This window comes from Holtiella tumoricola (genome assembly GCF_027857615.1).
Classification (GTDB): domain Bacteria; phylum Bacillota; class Clostridia; order Lachnospirales; family Cellulosilyticaceae; genus Holtiella; species Holtiella tumoricola.
The window spans coordinates 124,853-144,594 of the sequence record NZ_JAQIFT010000062.1 but is presented as its reverse complement, the minus strand read 5'-3'; the positions used below and the strand labels follow the sequence as shown (position 1 = coordinate 144,594).

Annotated in this window: 21 protein-coding genes; 17 read left to right on the top strand and 4 right to left on the bottom strand. The window is 34.8% G+C overall.

The features are described 5' to 3' along the window. The first annotated feature begins 18 nt into the window (after nt 1-18). From PBV87_RS18530 to PBV87_RS18470, 13 genes are all read left to right on the top strand, one after another. Nucleotides 19-528, top strand: a complete 510-nt coding sequence (locus PBV87_RS18530) for a deoxycytidylate deaminase (RefSeq protein ID WP_271013297.1) — start codon at nt 19-21, stop codon at nt 526-528. Nucleotides 529-608: 80 nt separating this feature from the next. Further along, complete coding sequence (locus tag PBV87_RS18525) at nt 609-995, top strand: hypothetical protein (protein WP_053983069.1); 387 nt, start codon at nt 609-611, stop codon at nt 993-995. Between the two features lie 23 nt (nt 996-1,018). Next, the gene (locus PBV87_RS18520) at nt 1,019-1,492 is read left to right on the top strand and encodes a methylated-DNA--[protein]-cysteine S-methyltransferase (RefSeq protein WP_271013296.1); all 474 of its coding nucleotides are present in this window, start codon (nt 1,019-1,021) and stop codon (nt 1,490-1,492) included. Nucleotides 1,493-1,613: 121 nt separating this feature from the next. Further along, nucleotides 1,614-3,302, top strand: a complete 1,689-nt coding sequence (locus PBV87_RS18515) for a S8 family peptidase (RefSeq protein ID WP_271013295.1) — start codon at nt 1,614-1,616, stop codon at nt 3,300-3,302. Between the two features lie 60 nt (nt 3,303-3,362). Beyond that, a complete protein-coding gene (locus PBV87_RS18510) occupies nt 3,363-5,051 on the top strand; it encodes a S8 family peptidase (RefSeq protein ID WP_271013294.1) in 1,689 nt (562 codons plus the stop codon). 54 nt (nt 5,052-5,105) lie between these two features. After that, a complete protein-coding gene (locus PBV87_RS18505; protein WP_271013293.1) occupies nt 5,106-6,794 on the top strand; it encodes a S8 family peptidase in 1,689 nt (562 codons plus the stop codon). A 154-nt stretch (nt 6,795-6,948) separates the two neighbouring features. Next, nucleotides 6,949-7,404, top strand: a complete 456-nt coding sequence (locus PBV87_RS18500) for a DUF2975 domain-containing protein (protein ID WP_271013292.1) — start codon at nt 6,949-6,951, stop codon at nt 7,402-7,404. Nucleotides 7,405-7,418: 14 nt separating this feature from the next. Next, entirely contained in the window at nt 7,419-7,631 is a 213-nt protein-coding gene (locus PBV87_RS18495) for a helix-turn-helix domain-containing protein (RefSeq protein ID WP_053983075.1), read from the top strand. Between the two features lie 5 nt (nt 7,632-7,636). Next, nucleotides 7,637-7,861, top strand: a complete 225-nt coding sequence (locus PBV87_RS18490) for a DUF3955 domain-containing protein (protein WP_271013291.1) — start codon at nt 7,637-7,639, stop codon at nt 7,859-7,861. A 19-nt stretch (nt 7,862-7,880) separates the two neighbouring features. Beyond that, on the top strand, nt 7,881-9,431 hold the full coding sequence (locus PBV87_RS18485; RefSeq protein ID WP_271013290.1) for a DUF4153 domain-containing protein: 1,551 nt from the start codon (nt 7,881-7,883) through the stop codon (nt 9,429-9,431). Next, nucleotides 9,424-9,738 carry a hypothetical protein gene (locus PBV87_RS18480; RefSeq protein ID WP_271013289.1) on the top strand — a complete coding sequence of 105 codons (315 nt, stop codon included), beginning with the start codon at nt 9,424-9,426 and terminating at the stop codon, nt 9,736-9,738. The genes PBV87_RS18485 and PBV87_RS18480 overlap by 8 nt, the downstream gene beginning before the upstream one ends. A gap of 131 nt (nt 9,739-9,869) precedes the next feature. After that, nucleotides 9,870-10,361 (top strand): RNA polymerase sigma factor, encoded by a 492-nt coding sequence (locus PBV87_RS18475; RefSeq protein WP_271013288.1) that lies wholly within the window; start codon nt 9,870-9,872, stop codon nt 10,359-10,361. Further along, nucleotides 10,354-11,268 carry a hypothetical protein gene (locus PBV87_RS18470; RefSeq protein WP_271013287.1) on the top strand — a complete coding sequence of 305 codons (915 nt, stop codon included), beginning with the start codon at nt 10,354-10,356 and terminating at the stop codon, nt 11,266-11,268. The genes PBV87_RS18475 and PBV87_RS18470 overlap by 8 nt, the downstream gene beginning before the upstream one ends. A gap of 64 nt (nt 11,269-11,332) precedes the next feature. Here the strand turns inward: PBV87_RS18470 and PBV87_RS18465 are convergent, their stop codons facing one another. After that, a complete protein-coding gene (locus tag PBV87_RS18465; protein WP_053983080.1) occupies nt 11,333-11,842 on the bottom strand; it encodes a flavin reductase family protein in 510 nt (169 codons plus the stop codon). Between the two features lie 97 nt (nt 11,843-11,939). On the opposite strand from PBV87_RS18465, the gene PBV87_RS18460 reads away from it, so the two are divergent. The 4 genes from PBV87_RS18460 (at nt 11,940) to PBV87_RS18445 (ending at nt 16,281) form a co-directional block, all read left to right on the top strand. Then, a complete protein-coding gene (locus PBV87_RS18460) occupies nt 11,940-12,593 on the top strand; it encodes a site-2 protease family protein (RefSeq protein ID WP_271013286.1) in 654 nt (217 codons plus the stop codon). Nucleotides 12,594-12,693: 100 nt separating this feature from the next. Next, nucleotides 12,694-13,017: a DUF1540 domain-containing protein gene (locus PBV87_RS18455; RefSeq protein WP_271013285.1), complete on the top strand. Its 324-nt coding sequence runs from the start codon at nt 12,694-12,696 to the stop codon at nt 13,015-13,017. 105 nt (nt 13,018-13,122) lie between these two features. Then, a complete protein-coding gene (locus PBV87_RS18450) occupies nt 13,123-15,528 on the top strand; it encodes an ATP-binding protein (protein WP_271013284.1) in 2,406 nt (801 codons plus the stop codon). 27 nt (nt 15,529-15,555) lie between these two features. Beyond that, nucleotides 15,556-16,281 carry an MBL fold metallo-hydrolase gene (locus PBV87_RS18445; protein WP_271013283.1) on the top strand — a complete coding sequence of 242 codons (726 nt, stop codon included), beginning with the start codon at nt 15,556-15,558 and terminating at the stop codon, nt 16,279-16,281. A gap of 122 nt (nt 16,282-16,403) precedes the next feature. On the opposite strand, the gene PBV87_RS18440 is transcribed toward PBV87_RS18445, so the two are convergent. The 3 genes from PBV87_RS18440 to PBV87_RS18430 are packed head-to-tail and all read right to left on the bottom strand — an operon-like array spanning nt 16,404 to nt 19,706. Beyond that, nucleotides 16,404-17,201, bottom strand: a complete 798-nt coding sequence (locus PBV87_RS18440) for an ABC transporter permease (RefSeq protein WP_271013282.1) — start codon at nt 17,199-17,201, stop codon at nt 16,404-16,406. A 1-nt stretch (nt 17,202) separates the two neighbouring features. Beyond that, nucleotides 17,203-18,150, bottom strand: coding sequence for an ABC transporter permease (locus PBV87_RS18435; protein ID WP_271013281.1), 948 nt, complete (start codon nt 18,148-18,150; stop codon nt 17,203-17,205). 11 nt (nt 18,151-18,161) lie between these two features. After that, nucleotides 18,162-19,706: an ABC transporter substrate-binding protein gene (locus PBV87_RS18430; protein WP_271013280.1), complete on the bottom strand. Its 1,545-nt coding sequence runs from the start codon at nt 19,704-19,706 to the stop codon at nt 18,162-18,164. Nucleotides 19,707-19,742 lie beyond the last annotated feature (36 nt).

The window sequence follows — 19,742 nt, the reverse complement described above, 5'->3', positions numbered from 1 at the left end:
AGATACGGAGGAAAAAAGATGAAAAGACAAGATTACATTTCATGGGATGACTATTTTATGGGTATTGCCCTTCTTGCTGCTAGACGTAGTAAGGACCCAAGTACTCAAGTGGGGGCGTGTATTGTAAGTGGTGATAACTCAGACCATACACGACCAAATACGATTTTAAGTGTAGGATATAATGGGCTTCCAATTGGATGTGAAGATGACCAGTTTCCATGGGGAAGAGAGGGTGATTTCTTAGATACAAAGTATCCATTTGTAGTACATGCAGAGCTTAATGCTATTTTGAATGCACAAGGGAAATCATTAGTAGGATCTAAATTATATGTAGCACTCTTTCCTTGTAATGAATGTTGTAAAGCCATTATTCAATCTGGCATTAGAGAAGTCATTTATCTTTCAGACAAGTATGCACAAACGGATGCAGTAAGAGCATCTAAGAAAATGTTTGAAGCAGCAGGTGTGAAACTAACAAGGTTAGAAACAGCTACTGAGAGTATCGAATTAAATTTTGATGTAGAGTAAGATTTGGGGCTATGGAAGTAGCATTGATGGATGAGTCGTTGAATATGATAGAGTATAAAATCATATAAGGAGAGATGCATATGGGAGACGCCCTAGTTTTTTCTATTATTGCATGTATATGTGGTGGCATTTTTGAAGCAATAGGAGTGACAGCATTTAAGCTAGATCATCCCATTCACTTTTGGTCGGGAACAGTTATAAAAAGTGAAGAGATAACAGATATTAAAGCCTATAATAGAGCTAACGGATGGATGTGGGTAATCTATGGTGCATGCTATATTTTAGCAGGAATAGTAGCCTTTTATAAAATGGCCTATGGTGGTGTCATACTGGGGGTAAGTGCCATGCCTGGGATGTTTGTACTGATGGGAACCTATGTAAGTATCGAGAAGAAATACCGTGTCAAAAAGGCTGAAACAATAGAAGAAAAACTAAGACGTCAAATGAAGGATGATGCATTCAAATAAGCATAGAAGGTGGTGTACAAAAGATGAAGGCAATACAATACTATCATTCCCCTATTGGACTAATAGGCATTATTGAAGAAGAGCAAGCGATTGCGCGTATTCTTTATCCAGGTGAAATACTAGAAGAAGTGTTGAAGGAAGAAGAAACAAGCTTGCTAAAAGAAGCCAAGAAACAAATGAAAGCGTATTTTGCAAACCAGCTTCAACAATTTGATTTGCCTTTAAGACCAGTAGGTACACCTTTTATGCAAGAGGTATGGAAAGCCCTTTTAGACATTCCTTATGGAGAACTTAGATCTTATAAAGATATTGCCGAGGCAGTAGGAAGAGACAAAGCATACCGTGCAGTAGGCCTTGCTAATAATCGTAACCCTATTCCTATTATCATTCCATGCCATAGAGTTGTTGGAGCAAATGGAAAGCTAGTTGGCTATGGCGGAGGACTTGAAATCAAAGAATATTTAATAGAATTAGAACAAAAAAGTGTTAGAGATTAAATTCTCTAACACTTTTTTTGTATAGAGTTTTTTATTTTAAAATATAAAACGGTTTAAATAAGTATAGTTATTTAAAGAAACATATATTTAAGTATAAGGAAAATAAAGGAGTTGAAAACTGATGAATAGAGTAGAAGGGAGTAAGGATTATATTATTGAACATCTGTTATCACGAGAAATCTTAAGTGGTCTATACCCTAATATTCAATTTTATACTTTAACACCAAGAATCTCTCATATCGTAGTACCGGAATATGCAAATAAGGAATTAGATGAATTAAGAAAGGCTGGTATAGGTATATTTACACCTATATTATTTGGTCTTGATATAGAAGAGGCGCTAGAAGAGGTAAATATATCATCTTTTCATGAATCACCTCTAGGAGAATTAACAGGAAAAGGTACATTAATAGGTTTTGTGGACACTGGAATTCAATATACCAATCCTATTTTTCAATACGAAGATCGTACAACAAGAATTAAATCCATATGGGATCAGACCATAGAGGGTAATCCACCAATTAATTATGGAATGGAGAACTATGATTTTGGTTCTGTATATACAGAAGAGGATATTAATAAAGCCTTATTAGCTGAGAACCCTTATGAGGTCGTTCCGTCACAAGATACCGATGGGCATGGAACATATCTTGCAGGTGTTGCGGCAGGTAAAGATAGAATAGGAGATACAAGATATACGGGAGGTGCACCAGATGCAGATATTGTTGTAGTCAAGCTAAGGGAGGCAAAAACATATCTGAGAGAAGAAAATTTATTACCAGATGAAGTAGCGGCCTATCAAGCAAATGACATCATGGAGGGGATTAACTATTTAGTAAGTGTGGCCATTAATCTAAATAAGCCAATTGTCATTTGCCTAGCTTTAGGGAGTAATCAAGGTGCTCATAATGGTTTAACAATAATAGAGCGCTTTCTAAATAGCTTTGCAGATATCTATAATGTTATCTTGGTATCATCATCAGGAAATGAAGGAAATAAGGCACATCATTATGCTGGTACTATTAAACAAGGGGAAAGGCAAGAAATAGAGATTAATGTTGAAGAAGGAGAAAAAGGATTTACAGTTCATTTATGGGCTACAGGTTCAGATAAAATTTCTGTAGGATTTAGAACACCGCTAGGCAATACAATACAAGAAGTTCCTACGATATTTACTGAAGTACAAAGCTTTTCCTTTAATCTAGAAAAGAGTAGAGTGACTTTAGATTATGAATTTCCTAATTTAATTACAGGAAGTCAAAGTGCTGAACTCAAATTTATAAATCCTATAGCTGGAATATGGAAGTTATATATCTACGGAAGCAAGATACTGTTTGAAGAATATGATCTTTGGCTTCCAAGAGAGGAATTTATTAAGCAAGGGACAAGGTTTCTAAGACCAGATCCTCTTACAACAGTAAGTATTCCGTCAACTGCAGAAAAGTTAATAGTTGTGGGGAATTATGATGTATTAAGTAATGGCATCTATCCGTCATCAGGGAGAGGACCGACGACTAATGCAATAATCAAACCAGATATTATAGCTCCTGGCGTAAATATATTAGGACCTAATCTGGATGGGGGATATATACCTATGACAGGAACAGGAGCATCTACGGCGATAACTGTTTCAGCTTGTGCCCTTTTATTACAGTGGGCAATCATAGAAGGTAGGTTTCCTATTATTAATACAAATATAGCTCGGACAATTCTCATTAGAGGAGCAAAAAGGGATGCTAATGTAACTTATCCAAATCCTATAGAGGGATATGGAAAGCTAGATCTAAGAGAAAGCATACAAAATATTTAAGATAAATAATAGAAGCTTAGACATATACTTAAATATAAATGAATGAGGGAGCTGAATGAGATGGAGAGTAGACAAACAACTAGGGATTATATTATACAGCACATTATGTCAGTAGAAGCTCTAAGAACAATATATCCTACAGTTAAATTTTATGAACTAGCCCCTGGGATTTCGCATATAGCAATTTCTGAAGGACAAGAAGCAGAACTCAATAAGATTAAACAAGGGGCTGTCGCAGTATTTACTCCTATATTAATGGGATTAAATATAAGTGGGGTATTGGAAGAGACAAATATACAGCCCTTTCAACAAGGTTCTTTTATCGAGTTAACAGGTAAGGGTACGATGATAGGATTTATTGATACGGGTATTCAGTATACTAATAATCTCTTTAAATATGAAGATAATACAACACGTATAAAGGCCATATGGGATCAAACTATAGAAGGCAATCCACCAATGAATTATGGAGTAGACAACTATGATTTTGGTTCAGTATACATGGAAGAAGACATTAACAGGGCACTAGCTTCTGAAGATCCTTATAGTATTGTACCTTCTAAAGATACCAATGGTCATGGAACCTACTTAGCAGGTGTTGCAGCAGGTAAGGATAGAACAGGTGCGGCAGGCTATACAGGAGGTGCACCAGATGCAGATATTGTTGTTGTCAAATTAAGAGAAGCTAAAGAATATCTAAAAAGAGAAAATTTGTTACAAGAAAATGCTGTGGCGTATGAAGTAAATGATATTATGGAGGGGATTAATTGTCTTATAAAGTTTGCTCATGATTTAGATAAAACCATTGCTATATGTATAGCCCTAGGAAGTAATTATGGTGCCCATAATGGATTGACATTAATAGAGAGGTTTCTGAATGATAAATCCAATGTTTATGATGTTATTCTTGTGTCTTCAGCAGGCAATGAAGGTAACACTTCTCATCATTATTCTAATAGGGTTAAGCAAGGTGAAACGCAAGAGATAGAGATTAATGTTGGTGAAGGTGAAAAGGGAGTTGCATTTGCTATATGGGCTTCTAGTGTAGATAAGCTTGAAGTAGGTTTTAGAACACCATTAGGAAATAATGTAGATGTAGTTCCTATTAATTTCGAAGAAAGACAAGAGTTTAAATTTAATTTAGAAAAAAGTCAGGTTACCATAGATTATGAATTTCCAAATCTCACTACAGGCAGTCAGAGTATAGAGGTGAGACTTGTAAATCCGGTGCCAGGAATATGGCGGCTTTATGTACATGGAAAATATATATTGTCAGGGGATTATAATATATGGCTTCCAAGAGAAGGATTTATAAAAGAAAGTACAAGATTTCTAAGACCAGATCCAGAAACAACGGTTTGCATACCTTCTACTGCAGACAAGGTAATCGTAGTTGGAGGATATGATATAGTAACTCAAGGGATATGTCCATCATCAGGAAGAGGACCTACAACTAGTGAGGTAATTAAACCAGATATTATAGCTCCAGGGGTCAATGTACCAGGACCAGATTTGATAGGGGGATATACAACGAAGACAGGAACGGGAGCAGCGGCAGCGATTACTACAGCAGCCTGTTCATTATTATTGCAATGGGCGGTAGTAGAGCAGAATTTTAATATTATTAATACAAGTATTGCAAAGACTATCTTAATAAGAGGAGCAAAAAGAAGTCCGGGAATAAGTTATCCCAATCCAGTAGAGGGGTATGGAAAATTAGATTTAGAGAGTAGTATTGAGAATGTTTAGAAAAATTTGGTTTAAGCATTAGTATAGATTAATAAATAGGGGGAGTTGAGGTGAATGGAAAGTAGACAGCAAATTAGAGACTATGTAATAGAACATATTATGTCTAAAGATGACTTACAAAAATTATATCCTAATATCAAATTTTACGAAATTGATTCTCGCATTTCCCATATACAAGTCCCAGATAGTGCTAGGGAAGATTTTGAAAGGTTGAAAAAAGGAGCAGTAGCAGCATTTACGCCTATACTATTTGGACTAAATATAAGTGAAGTATTAGGGGAAGTGAATATATTACCTTTTCAGCAACCTGGGTTGTTAGAACTTACAGGGAAAGATATTATGATAGGTTTCATTGATACAGGGATTCAATATACCAATAATCTTTTTCGATATGAGGATGGTACAACAAGAATAAAAGCTATATGGGATCAGACAGTTGATGGAAACCCACCAGTGAATTATGGATTTTATGATTATGATTTTGGATCCGTATATACTGAAGAAGAGATTAATAGAGCACTAGCATCAGATGATCCTTATAGTATTGTACCTTCTCGAGATACCAATGGGCATGGAACGTATTTAGCTGGTATAGCAGCAGGGAAAGATAGAGGAGGAGAAACAACCTATACTGGGGGAGCACCTGATGCAGAACTTGTAGTAGTAAAATTAAGAGGTGCGCAGCAATATCTTAGAGAAGAAAAACTGTTGCCAGAAGAGGTACCAGCTTATCAGGCCAATGATATTATGGAGGGGATTAACTATGTAATAAAATATGCACTTGATAGAGATAAGCAAATTGCAGTATGTCTAGCATTAGGAAGCAATTGGGGTGCACATAATGGCCTTACGATTATTGAAAGATTTTTAAGTAATAAAGCAGATGTATATGATGTGATTCTTATTTCCTCTGCAGGTAATGAAGGGAATTTATCTAGCCATTATTCTAATACTATTAAGCAAGGAGAGATGCAAGAAGTAGAGATAAATGTACCAGAAGGAGAAAATGGATTTTATTTAAATATATGGACTACGGGAGCAGATAAAATTGCAGTGGGTGTTAAAACGCCTCTAGGAAATACTATTAATAAAGTACCGATTAATTTTCTTGATGTACAAACTTTTTCTTTTGCACTAGAGAGGAGTATAATCACAGTAGATTATGAAATTCCTAATTTGATTACAGGAAGTCAAAGTGTAGAAATGAAGTTTAAGAACCCTACCCCAGGAATATGGAAGATCTATATATATGGCGAAAACGTTCTATTCGGTGATTATAATATATGGTTGCCAAGAGAGGGGTTTATAAAGGAAGAAACAAGATTTTTAAGGCCTAATCCTCAAATAACAGTATGTATTCCATCTACAGCTGAAAAAGTAATAGTAGTAGGTAATTATAATCCTATGAGCCAAAGTGCTTATCCTTCATCAGGAAGGGGGCCTACAACCAATGCAGTGATCAAACCTGATATTGTGGCACCAGGGATAAATGTGCCAGGTCCAGATTTATTTGGTGGATATACAACTAAGACGGGAACAGGAGCTTCAACAGCTATAACTGCAGCAGCATGTGCATTGCTACTCCAATGGGCAGTCGTAGAGCAAAATTTTAATATTATTAATACAAATATAGCAAGAACTATTTTAATAAGAGGTGCTAGAAGGAGACCTAATGCAAGTTATCCAAATCCAGCAGAAGGATACGGGGTATTAGACTTGAAGAATAGTATACAAAATATTTAATAGAAAATAGAGCGTGTAAAAGCAGAGAAACAGGAGGAAATTTGAGCCTATTCTCTGCTTTTTTGATTGTTATAAAATAAAAATATATCGTTTTTCGATAAAAATATATTGAAAATAGAATTAGATAGGTCTATAATCAGTTTGAGGTGATATTATGAAGAATGATAATTTAAGTAAATTTTTGTATGGATTATGTATAGCAGGATTAATTGTACTAACAGGTATGATTGTAGGCTTACCATGGCTTGTGAGATGGTTAGTAAGTCGGGTTAATTTTTATAGTGAGACACATACTATAAGGCTAATGATTTTATTGTATACAACAGGCATACCAGCTTGGATCATACTATGGCAAACCAAAAACTTAGCCCATAATATTATTGAGCGTAATCCTTTTTCAATGGCTAGTAAGAAAAACTTAAAAATAATTAGCCTATGTGCTGTGGTGATTTGCTTGGCGTATGGTACAGCTCTTTTATTTATTCCAGTAACTATTAGTATGATTGTTATTGTTGGCGGGGCTTTTATGGTAGCTTTAATTGGTGCTATCTTGTACAAACTAGTAGATGTGGCCATAGAAATACAAGAAGAAAATGAACTTACAATATAGAAGAGGTGATTTACATGGCTATTATCGTAAACTTAGATGTTATGCTTGCCAAAAGAAAGATGAGTATGAATGAGCTTTCGGAGCGAGTAGGTATAACCCTTGCCAATTTATCAGTTCTTAAGAATAACAAAGGCAAGGCTATTCGATTTTCAACATTAGATGCAATCTGCAAAGTGTTAGAGTGTCAACCAGGAGATATACTTGAGTATAAGGAAGATGAGGAGTAATAGAGATGAAACACTATTTAAAGCAATATCAACCAACCTTTATATTAGGGATCATAGATATCATTTGTATTATAACTTTCAATATGAATTCTAGAGTTTTAGAAAATGGTATGTTAGAAGAACCTTTCTTTCTTGTACCTATTATCTGGCTTCTTACAGTGCTCGTTTTAGTGACGGCAGCAGTGACAACAGTAAGATTAGTAATTAAGAAGATAAAATATAATCATTAAGAGAAAAGAGGGGAGTAAGATGTATCAAGAAAGGATGCGCTTAGGAGCAGCGCTTATATTAAGCTTTGCACTTAGTGAGTTTATTATATTTGGGGGACTTGGGATAGCGGTACCACTTGTAGTAGGTATTTTTTATACTTTAGTTTTAATACTTGATAAAGATAAGCTAAAGGGTAAGACATTAACCAAATGGTGTATACCTGTTTTACTTATTACATTATGTTTTCCGTTATTTGATAACGACACGTTGAAGTTTTTTAATCTCTTATTACTTTTTATGTTACTGATTATTCATATAAGTGAACTATATAACTTGAATACATATGAACCATATACTATTCATTGGTTATTGAATCATTGTAGTTTAGGTATCATTAAGCCTTTTGAATGCTTTGGTAAGGCTATCCAGGATGTAAAGGTAGAAAATGAACAAATACCAGAGGGTAAGGGGCAATTCATCAAAAAGATTATTATAGGGGTTATAATCAGTATTCCTATACTCTTGATGGCAGGATTTTTGCTTATAAGTGCAGATGCAGCTTTTCAAGGGGTAATGAACTTGTTTTTAGATAAAATAGAAATAGATTTATTTTACATTGTGACACGTGCAACATGTATAAGTCTTCTATTTATTCCTTGTATAGGTTTCTTTAAAAACTTAGAACAACCTATTGAGCAAGTAGAAGGACAGAAAGATACATGTGCTGATGCGTACGAAGACGATGAAGTAAAGATACAATGGAAATTAAGCACTAAGAAAGTAGATTTTACAATAGGCATGACCGTGTGTACGTTGCTTATAGGACTATATCTTGTTTATTGTATGGCACAACTAAGCTACTTTGTATCTGCTTTTGGAGGGATTTTGCCAAGTGATTTTACCTATTCCGAATATGCGAGAAGAGGTTTCTTTGAAATGTTACCTATAGCACTTCTTAATATTGGTATTGTTGCAGGGCTTAATTTAGCTGTACAAGGTAAAGGGGAGAAGAAAAAAGCAAAATGGCTTAAAGGTTATAGTGTATGCTTTATTGGTTTTACCATGTTTATCATTTTAACAGCATTTGCAAAGATGATTATGTATATGAGTGAATATGGATTAACCATTAAACGTGTTTACGTCACTTGGTTCTTAATATTAAGTTTACTAAGTATTGTATTGATTGGAATAAGTCTATTTAAATCCCACTTTAGAATCATTAAGAAGTTAATGATTACCTTTATGGTACTTTATATTGGATTAAATTATTGTAATGTAGATTATTTGATAGCGAAGTATAATGGGTATTTATATGAGACACAACAAGTAGAAGTGGAAAGAAGTTTTGATGATTTAAGCTTATCTAGTGTAGGTCCTTTTATAGAAATGAAAAGTAAACATTATAATGATTATATAGAAAGCTACACATGGGAAATAGAATATAAGAATCAGTGGGAGAGCTGGAATTTGGCTAAATATCATGCAAGTCAGTTGATTCAACAAGAAGGACATGCAGTGATAAAAGATGATATAAGTATGGATATGCTAGGCATAGACGTAGCTAAACTTAGGAGGGGATATGATGATTAATACTGGGTGGTTAAATGTAGGGAGTTTAATACTTGGATTAATTGCTTGGGGGGTGCCTATTCTAAGTTTGATTGAGTACAAGAAAGCTTCTATAGGAAGATATAGCTTGTATGCTGTCATAAGCTTTAGTGCATGTGTGACCTCATTATATATGCAAATACTTTATACGGGTCATCTGGTACAAATAAGTGATTGGACAGCACTCCTAGATACCTATGGAGCTGTCATAGGTGCTTCATCTATTCTTTTAGTGGTGACAGTTGTAATTAATTTCATTGCATTGGTCTTGTATTTGAGAAAAGAATAAGCACTTAAAACACATTATCTTTTTACTACTCATAGTAGGAGAAAAATAATGTGTATTTTTTTATCCTACTTTCAACAAAATAGCTGTATCGATTGTATTGTTATTAAAGGGAAAAAATATAAGGAGGTAGGGTGACGAAGAATATGGAGTATACACCGGAAAGAATAACGGATTTATATAATAAGTATGTAGATATGGTCTATCGTATATGTTTTATGTTTTTTAAGAATGAGATAGATACTGAGGATGCTGTACAAGCTATTTTTATGAAGGTTATTGAAAAAGAACCAACGTTTGCAAGCATAGAACATGAAAAGGCTTGGTTAATTGTTACAGCTCAGAACCACTGTAAAAATCAACTTAAGCATTGGTGGCAAAAGCGGATAGAATTTGATAGTGTCGCCCACGATTCAGTACACCATGATGAGGAAAGTGGAGTGCTTGAATTGGTATTAAAGCTACCTGATAAATTTAAGCTACCCATTTATCTTCATTACTATGAAGGATATAGTACAGATGAAATAGCTCAGATGCTAGACGTAAATGCTTCCACTTTACGGTCTAGATTAAAAAAAGGACGGGAACTACTTAAACTCGGAATAGGAGGAGAAGGTGATGAATGAAAAAGAAATTTATAAAAACTTAGACTGTATTAAGCCTACACAAGAACAAAAAGATAGAATGTTAAACAATATATTAGCACAAGCAAAGCAGAAAAAGGTAGAACCTCAAAAAACTTCAAATGTAGTAAGTTTTAGACCGAGACAATGGATGTATGTAGCAGCAAGCCTTTTAGTTGTTGTAGGGGTTGGAAGTTATGTAGGCAAACAAAGTTTAATGACACCACCAAGCTATATGGAACAAGAGAATCCATCCTATGGTCAGCAAGTAGGCGTGAGAAGGTTTATGAATTATAAGGGATATCGTTATGTATTTTTAGAAGAGATCCCACAAAATATAGATTTTAGTAGTTTAACCAATCAGTTAGGTCAATTAGAAAGTTTACTTATATTTGGAGAAACGACAGATACTGCCAAGGAGTATGCCACAACTTTTGCACAAGGGGGAACCATTTGGGAAAGTAAAGATTATAATCCAGACTATCGTGTAATCGTAGAGTATGAAGGGCAATACTATTTATGTGAAAATGTAGGGCGTTCAGATGATACTTATTTTGATCTTGCTCACTTCTTTGAAGCAGCCAATTTTGATGAGCGTGTTCTAGGGATAGAAGTAAGTACAAGAGTAGATGGAATATTTGTTACAGAATTGGATCAACAAACAAGTAAAGCATTGCTAGAAGGCATTAGCAAAAGTAGGTTTTTGGAACCAGCTCAGATTCCTTATGAGGAGCTGGCAAGTGATGAGGCAAGAGAGAAAAGCATAACATTAAAGGTACTTTTAAGTGATGAGACTTCTTTAGAAATTTTTGCAACACCGTCGTTAAGGATATTAAGTATAGGTGATAACTATTACCAGATATCAGAAGCAGTACAGGAAAGCTTAAAGGGTATAATGAGTAATCAATAATACAAAGGTAGCATCCCCAGGAATTTATAGCCTAGAGATGCTACTTTTGTATAGAGAAAAGAGATTAAGCTTTTACAAGGACTTTCTCTACTTCTACTACATAGAGTACATGATAATCTTTATTTGGATACCATTTGCCATCGAGCTCTGTTTCAATAAAGCATTCAGGTTTAAACTCTTGAGCATATAGCTTTTTGCATACAAGAGCCAGGTTAGCTTCTTCGAAGTAAGGGGTCTCACCTTCGTGAGTAAGTGTTAAGCCAGCTTTAGCAATTTTATCTTCATCTCTACCAGATACTTTACCAAGGTAGCCTAATTCTTTTTTAAAGGATTCATCATAGAAGGTAAGAGAGAATCTATCTGAGGCATCTATGAATGTCTTAGTATAACGTTGTGGGCGGATAACAACATAAGCAACATTTTTGCCCCACATAACTCCAAGGCCTCCCCAAGATGCTGTCATTGTATTCGCTTTTCCATTAGCCTGGGCTGTTACAAGCATCCAGTCTTTACCGATAAGTTGAAATGGATTTTTATCTAAGGCTTCTGGTTGGATAGATACAAATTGATTCATGTTAACATCTCCTTTTAATATACATATAGGTATGGTATAACTAATTATAATACATTATGGATGTACTTATGTATAAAAATATTAAAGGGGGATAAAGATGGACAGTGTTTTTGAAGTAGTACAAACGCTTATAGCTGTACTTGTAGCCATTACATTTCATGAGTTTGCACATGGTTATGTTTCATATAAATTAGGAGATCCAACACCAAAGCAAACAGGAAGATTATCTCTTAATCCCTTTAGACATTTAGATTTTTTAGGGACCATTTGCTTGATGGTTGTTCATTTTGGTTGGGCAAAACCAGTACAAGTTAATCCTAATTACTATAAGAACCCTAAAAAGGGTATGGTGTTAGTAGCTCTAGGTGGACCAGTGATGAACTTTTTTATTGCTCTTTTTAGTGTATTCTTTATGGGTGTGATATTAAAGGTAACAGGTGGCCAAGTAACAGTAGGTTATATGGGAGATATTATTATCTTTGTATATGGACTTTTACAGATGTTAGCAATCATTAATTTAAGTTTAGGGATTTTCAACTTGATTCCAATACCACCATTAGATGGATCCAAAATATTAGGTGCAATTTTGCCACAAGATAAGTATTTTAAATATATGAGATATGAACGTTTTGGTTATTTAGCATTGCTACTCATTTTGTCTTTTGACGTATTACGTACACCGCTTAATATGATTATGAGTGGGATGTATGAAGGTGTTTGGTTTATAGTAAGTTTCATCTTAGGTGTATAGGAGCATAAATATTTTGTAGAATAAATACTGGGCATTGTAACCATACTAAATTTGTACGTATAGATAGTTTCGTAAAATTTAGTTAAGGAGGATTACGCCAATGCCCAAAGTAAGTTGTTCAGTAGAATCGTGTTATTACAATAATTCAAGCGTTTGCCAAGCAGAAAAACTCCAGGTTGGAGGAGAAGGTGCATCTATTACAGAGGCTACCTATTGTGAATCCTATACCAGCAAGCAAAATGCCCGTAATGCCATAGAACAGGTAGGTTATCCTGGACAGACAGAAACCATATGTTGTGACGTGAATACTTGTATGTATAATTCAGGATGGAAATGTTCTTTAAATGAAATTGAAATAAGTAGCTTGTGTAATGTAAGTAACTATGCTCATACAGACTGTTTAAGTTTTGAAAGAAATAGCTAAAAGGAGGTGTCTTAGGACACCTCTTTTTAATTGACTAATGGTTTTTTAAAATATAGTATATAATTATTAGAAAAAATAAAAATACAATTATTTTGTGGGGAAAATATGAGAAAAGTATTAGAAAATTTACATCAAGGAATCTGCATATTAGATAAAAGTAATAGAATTAAATTTATAAATGAGGCATTTAGTAAACAAGTACACTTAGCACAAGAGAATATTAGACAGAGAAAAATAGACGAAACTTTTAAGTTTGCAGATGATGGGAAGTGCTTGGTTATAAAAGATAAATATGGATGTGTGGAACATCTAAGTATTAAATATATAGATGAGTTCTTTGAGGGTGAACAAGCAAAATATATGATCATTGAAGAATGTGGGTATAAGCAAGAAAGAGATCTATTCGAGGCCTATTTTAATCGCCTACCTTTCTTGGGGGGCATTAAAGATATAGAAGGTAGATATCTTTTTATCAATGATCAATGTATAGAAGTATCTAAATCATTATCAGATGTAGATACTAGAGAGAAAATATTAGGCAAGACAGATTTAGAACTATGGAATACTCAATATGGGCTCCAGCTAAAAGAGAAAGACGAGAGAGTGATACACAACAAGCAACCTATAACGTATGATGAGGAAGCTATTATAGGCAGAGAAAGGGTTCATTTTCATGTAAACAAAAATTATATTCCTGATGTGGAAGATAACGTAAAGTATTTGATTGGGACTAAGGTAGATAGAAGTTATGAGTATAAAATGGAAAAGCAATTAAAAAAAAGTTATGAGCAAATGTCTACTTTAAAGAGTATTTTAAACGATGCGAATAATGCCTTAGTTGTACTAGATAATGTAAAAGAAGAGATGATGCAGCAATTAAATGCAGAGTATATAAGTATTCTAACCTATGACCAAAAGCAAGGAATAATAGGTTCACGCATAAAATGTGGTTTGAAAAAGTGGAGAAATGAAGATATTTTTAAAGGGGTAAAGATTACATGGAATGATATTCTAGAAAAAAGATTTTGGGGAATTAAGCATATAGATGATGTTGAGTATAATAATAAGTATAAAGTAAGAGAAGAACGAGTGGATTTAAGAGAGTCAGGGCTAGCTTATGAAGCTGTTTACCCTTTGGTTTATCAAGATGAAATATTAGGTGTTCTTTCCTTTGGATATAAAGATGCAATGCATATACCAAAAGATTTAGGTAATTTTATAGAGGTGCTTATAAGACACATTAGTATACTACTTAAAAATGCAAGCTTAGCAGAGACAATTCAAAATGTGCTTAGAGAGAATAATTTAACAAAGGAAGAAATGGATTGTATTCTTAATAATGCAGTAGACATAATAGGTATTATTAACTTAAATGGACAAGTGAAAAAAGTAAATAAGGGTTATAGCGAAGTACTTGGATGGAAAGAAAATGAAATCATAGGTGCTTATTATGATAAACTAGTACATCCAGAAGATATGGTGTTATTTTATAAATGGGTAGCAAGATGTCATGCACATCAATATATGACAGAACCTTTTACATGTAGGATACAGTGTGGAGATGGAGCATATAAATGGATACAATGGAAAGCTAAAATATTAGAAGAAAATGATTTGATAATAGCTATGGGACGAGATGTAACCCATGAGCGCCAACTAGAAGAGGCAAAGTTAGAGTATGAGAAAGCCTTACAGATGGAAACGCTTAAAAATGAATTTTTTGCAAATTTGTCACATGAATTTAAAACACCCATTAATATTGTACTTTCTATGATGCAACTGATGGGGAAAAATATAGAAGATGGAAGTATTCAATATAATAAAGACACCAATTTGGATAAACACATAAAAATTGTGAAACAAAATGCATATAGACTATTAAGGCTTGTCAATAACTTGATTGATATGACACGTATAGATGCAGGATATTACAAAATGAATTTTGAAAATCATAATATTATTAGTGTAATAGAAGAAATTACGATGTCTGTAGCAGATTATATAGAAGAGAAGGGTATTAGTCTCATTTTTGATACAGAGGAGGAGGAGATTATTCTTGCTTGTGATCCTGATAAAATTGAGCGTATTATGTTGAACTTACTTTCAAATGCAGTCAAAGCCATGACAAGTAATAAACATTTAGAAAGAGAGTTAGAAATAGAAGTTTATATTGCAGTAAAGAATGAGAATGTTTATGTATCTGTAAAAGATAATGGCATTGGGATTCCTCAAGAAAAACTACAAGATATATTTACAAGATTTGTACAAGTTGAAGATAATATTACAAGAAAGACAGAAGGTAGTGGAATTGGCTTAGCACTTGTCAAATCACTTGTAGAAATGCATGGTGGACAAATTGATGTAGAAAGTGAAGAAGGCATAGGAACGAGCTTTTGTTTAAGCTTACCTATCAAGCGAGTAGTAGAAGTTAATGATACTGTTGATCCAACTATTAGCAATAAAATTGAAAAATGTGTAATCGAGTTTTCAGATGTATATAGCATTCATTAGTCAATTATTAACTAGAAGGAGAATAAGATGTTAAAGTTTATTGGTATAGGGAGTGCATTTAATACAAGATTAGGTAATAATAGCGCTTTTATAAAAGAGGGGCAAGAGATGCTTCTTATAGACTGTGGAGGGACAGTATTTCAAGGCTTGCAACAACTAGATTTACTGCAGGGAATAAGCAAATTAAAAATTATAATTACTCATACTCATCCAGATCACATAGGGAGCTTAGGAGAAGTTATATTTTATTGTTATTATATTTTAAATGTGGAAGTAGAACTTTTTTATCCTAATGAAGAGGTTATAAAGTCGTACTTACATATTATTGGCGTAACACAGGCAATGTATAAGTTAAATGGAAGTAAGGAAGTAAAGTTTGAAGCTAATAGACTGGGATTAGTGAATGTACAGTGGTTACAACAAGTCCATGTAGACACTATGCTGGCATATGGATTTATTTTAAATACAGAAAAACAAAAGCTATATTATAGTGGAGATTCAAGTCAGCTTTCCGATGAAATCATTGAAAAACTAGAAAGTGGTGAACTTGATTATATCTATCAAGATAGTTGTGGATTAGATTATGAAGGGAATGCCCATCTGTATTTGTATAAATTAGCAGACCAAGTTAAAGAGAAATATAGAAGTCAGGTTTACTGTATGCACCTCGATCAGCATATAAAAGTGGATGAAATTAAAGGGTTAGGATTCAATGTTGTAGAACGAGAGTCTGTACCTAATAGAATAGAATAGAATAAAATACCCCCTTATAGGAAGTCTTGTGAATTGACTTTCTATAAGGGGGTATTTTTATGGAGGAAGGGTTAGGACTACGTGTGCACTATCCCTTTTAGATTTGGTCTTTAAAAAAGACTTTATAGGCGGCGTACGCCGTCGGCTAGGAGGTTAAAACCTAGTACGACTAGGGTAATCATGATACCAGGGAAGATTGCAAGGTAAGGTGCCTGTAGCATATAGGGTTGTGCTTCGCCAAGCATCTTACCCCAACTTGCAAGTGGAGGTTGTAGGCCTAGCCCTAAGTAGCTTAGCCCTGCTTCTGAGAGTATAGCTGAAGCGAAGGAGAGTGTAGCGGTTATATAAATACTAGAGGCTAAGTTGGGCAAAATGTGTACAAACATAATGCGAAAAGGATTGATGCCTCCAGTTATGGCAGCTTCTACAAAGGTAGTATTCCTATATTGTAAGTAACCACTGCGTACAATCCTGGTAAAGCGTGGGATGTTCATAATGCTTAGTGCCATAATAATCATTGGCATATTAGATCCCCAAAGGGAGATAAGCATAAGTGCAAGTAGTGTGCCTGGAAATGCCATCTTTACTTCAATAAGCTTCATAATGAGCGTGTCAACAAAACCTCCCAAGTACCCTGAAGCAATCCCTAGTAAGCCTCCTACTAAGAGAGAAAAGCATACTGTACTTATTCCAATGAAAAAGATTAATCTAGCGCCTACCATAATCCGGCTTAGTACATCTCGGCCAAATTGATCTGTACCCATCAAATGTATGAAAGATGGGGATTGAAGTTTGTTTACAATATCCATAGCCTCTGGGTCATAAGGGGTATAGAAAAAGCTAGTAAGCGCTAATAAACTAATAAATCCAATTAAAAATGTTCCAATAATAAGTTCAGTATTCCATTTGAATGCCTTCATATTAGCGCCCTCCTATTACACGGATACGTGGGTCTATTATGCTGTAGAGGATATCTACAATAAAGTTGATTATAACAACAATCCCCCCTAAGTAGAGGACGAGCCCTTGGATAAGGGGAAGGTCACGACTATTAATTGCTGTAACAATAAGATTCCCGAGTCCTGGAAGGTTAAAGACATTTTCTGTAATAATACTCCCACCTAATATATCAATAACAAGCATACCTAAAATAGTAATAGTAGGAATAAGTGCATTTTTGAAGACGTGTTTGGTGAGGACTTTGCCTTCGGATAATCCTTTGCTTCTAGCTGTTTGGACATAGTGCTTGGGAAGTTCTTCGAGCATAGTTGTGCTTAAGTAACGAATGAGTACAGCAGCAGCTCCGAGTGCTATGGAAAGACCAGGGAGAAAAAGACTTTGAAGCCACTTCAAAGGATGAGTAACAAAAGGTATATAGCCACCACTTGGAAAAATGTTGAGCGTGACAGAAAAAAGTAGTACCAATACAATACCCATCCAAAAAGAAGGAATGGCGATACTCAGTTGTGAAAGGATACAGACAAACTTGCCGCTAGCATGGTCATGACGTACAATGAACAGTCCTATAGGCAGTCCAATGAGCACTGTTAAGGTAAGTGAAACAAGTGCTAGAGATGCTGTGACAGGAATACGTGCAAGAAGGAGTTCACTAACGGGTATACGGAAGCGAATAGAGTCACCTAAGTTTCCTCTAAATGCATTACCTATCCAATCTATATAACGTGTGAGAACTGGTGCATCTAAATTCAAGGATTGTCTCATCGCCTCAAGTTGTAAGGGGTCTGCATCGGGACCCAGTATAATAGAAGCTGGATCCCCTGGCAGTATTTGAAATACCCCAAATGTCACAATAGATATCAGAAGTAAAGTAGTGATTAATGAAGTGAATTTTTTAATATAGAATCCCATAAGATCACCTTTTATTCTCCTACGTAGTAAAGCTTTGTTGCATCAAAATAAGGGGCAGGATAAGGGGTATAACCTTTAAGGTTTGGCTTAGATGCCATGATTAAGTGTGGGTCCATAATATAGACTGCAACAGCCTCATCAGCAAGTAACTGTTGAGCTTGCTGATAGATCATTGCACGTTTATCAAGATCTGTTTCATGGATACCATCAGCTATAAGCTGGTCATATGTATCATTCTTTAAGTGGTAGAAATTTTTAGCGTATTCACTTTGATAGCGTACAAAGGTTTCGTGTGGGTCAAGCTTACCTGCTAAGCCGATAATAGTTGTTTCATAGTTACCACCACTATAGACTGTATCTAGCCATGTACCCCATTCAATAAGTTCAATATTAAGGGTAATGCCAACTTGTTTTAACATATCAGCAAGTACTTGGGCTGTATCAATATGGGTTTGGTAGTTAGAAGGTACTTTGATTGTTGTAGTAAAACCATTAGGGAATCCGGCTTCTTCTAAAAGGGTTTTTGCTTTTTCAAGGTTATAAGGATAAGGTTCCTTTTCACTAAGATCATTGAACCAGAAGCCCATTACAGGGCTGGCATTGGTATAAAGTTTGCTACCATAACCACCTACAACACCATTGATAATTAGATCTTTATCGATAGCATAGTTGATTGCTTGACGGACTCTTAAGTCGTTAAAAGGCTCGATATCATGATTGAGTGCAAAGATCTGAACCATATTTTGTGGGAAAGAAGTCATAGTAAAGTCTTTTTCTAAAGCAGGCACACTCATAGAAAGCACTTGAGCCATATCTAAGTCACCTGATTTAAGCGCCATTAAAATACTACTTTCATCTGTCATAATACGGAATTCAATTTCATCTATAGATGCCATACGTGTTGTATCGTAATAGGCATCATTGCGTTTAAGAACAATACTTTTAGCTGGTGAATAGCTTACAAAACTAAAAGGACCTGTGCCTATAGGTTTGCTGGATTGCTCTGTATAATTTTTAGGAATAACGGGTTCAATCAAGGTGCTTAAGAAAGAAGCATCTTGGTTACTTAAAGTAAAGGTTAAAGTATCTTCATCTATTGCTTCAATAGAAGTTACAGATTGGAATTTTGATGAAAGAGGAGTTTCACCATTAAGACCGGATAAACGTTTATAAGAGTATAATACATCATCCATTGTCATAGGCTCTCCGTTATGGAAGGTTACATCAGTTCTGATGTCAAAAGTATACTGTAGGCCATCAGCACTTACGGTATAGTCTGTTGCAAGTTGAGGTAAGAATGCACCTTTTTCATCAAAGCGAATAAGTCCCTCAAAGACATTGTTCATGACAGCTTTTGTGTCAGCAGCAGCGCTTAGGTGAGGATCTAGGTGATCAGGTTCTGATGGCATAGTTGTGCGTACAATTCCACCTACTTGTATTTCACTAGTTAGAGCCGTGACATTAGTAGATGCCTTAAGGTCTCCTCCAGTGTTGTTTGTACATCCTACTGCTAATAGCATAGAGCAAGAAAGTACTAAGCTTAAAAATTTTTTCATAAATTGCCTCCTTGTACAATGCACACTTATAAATGT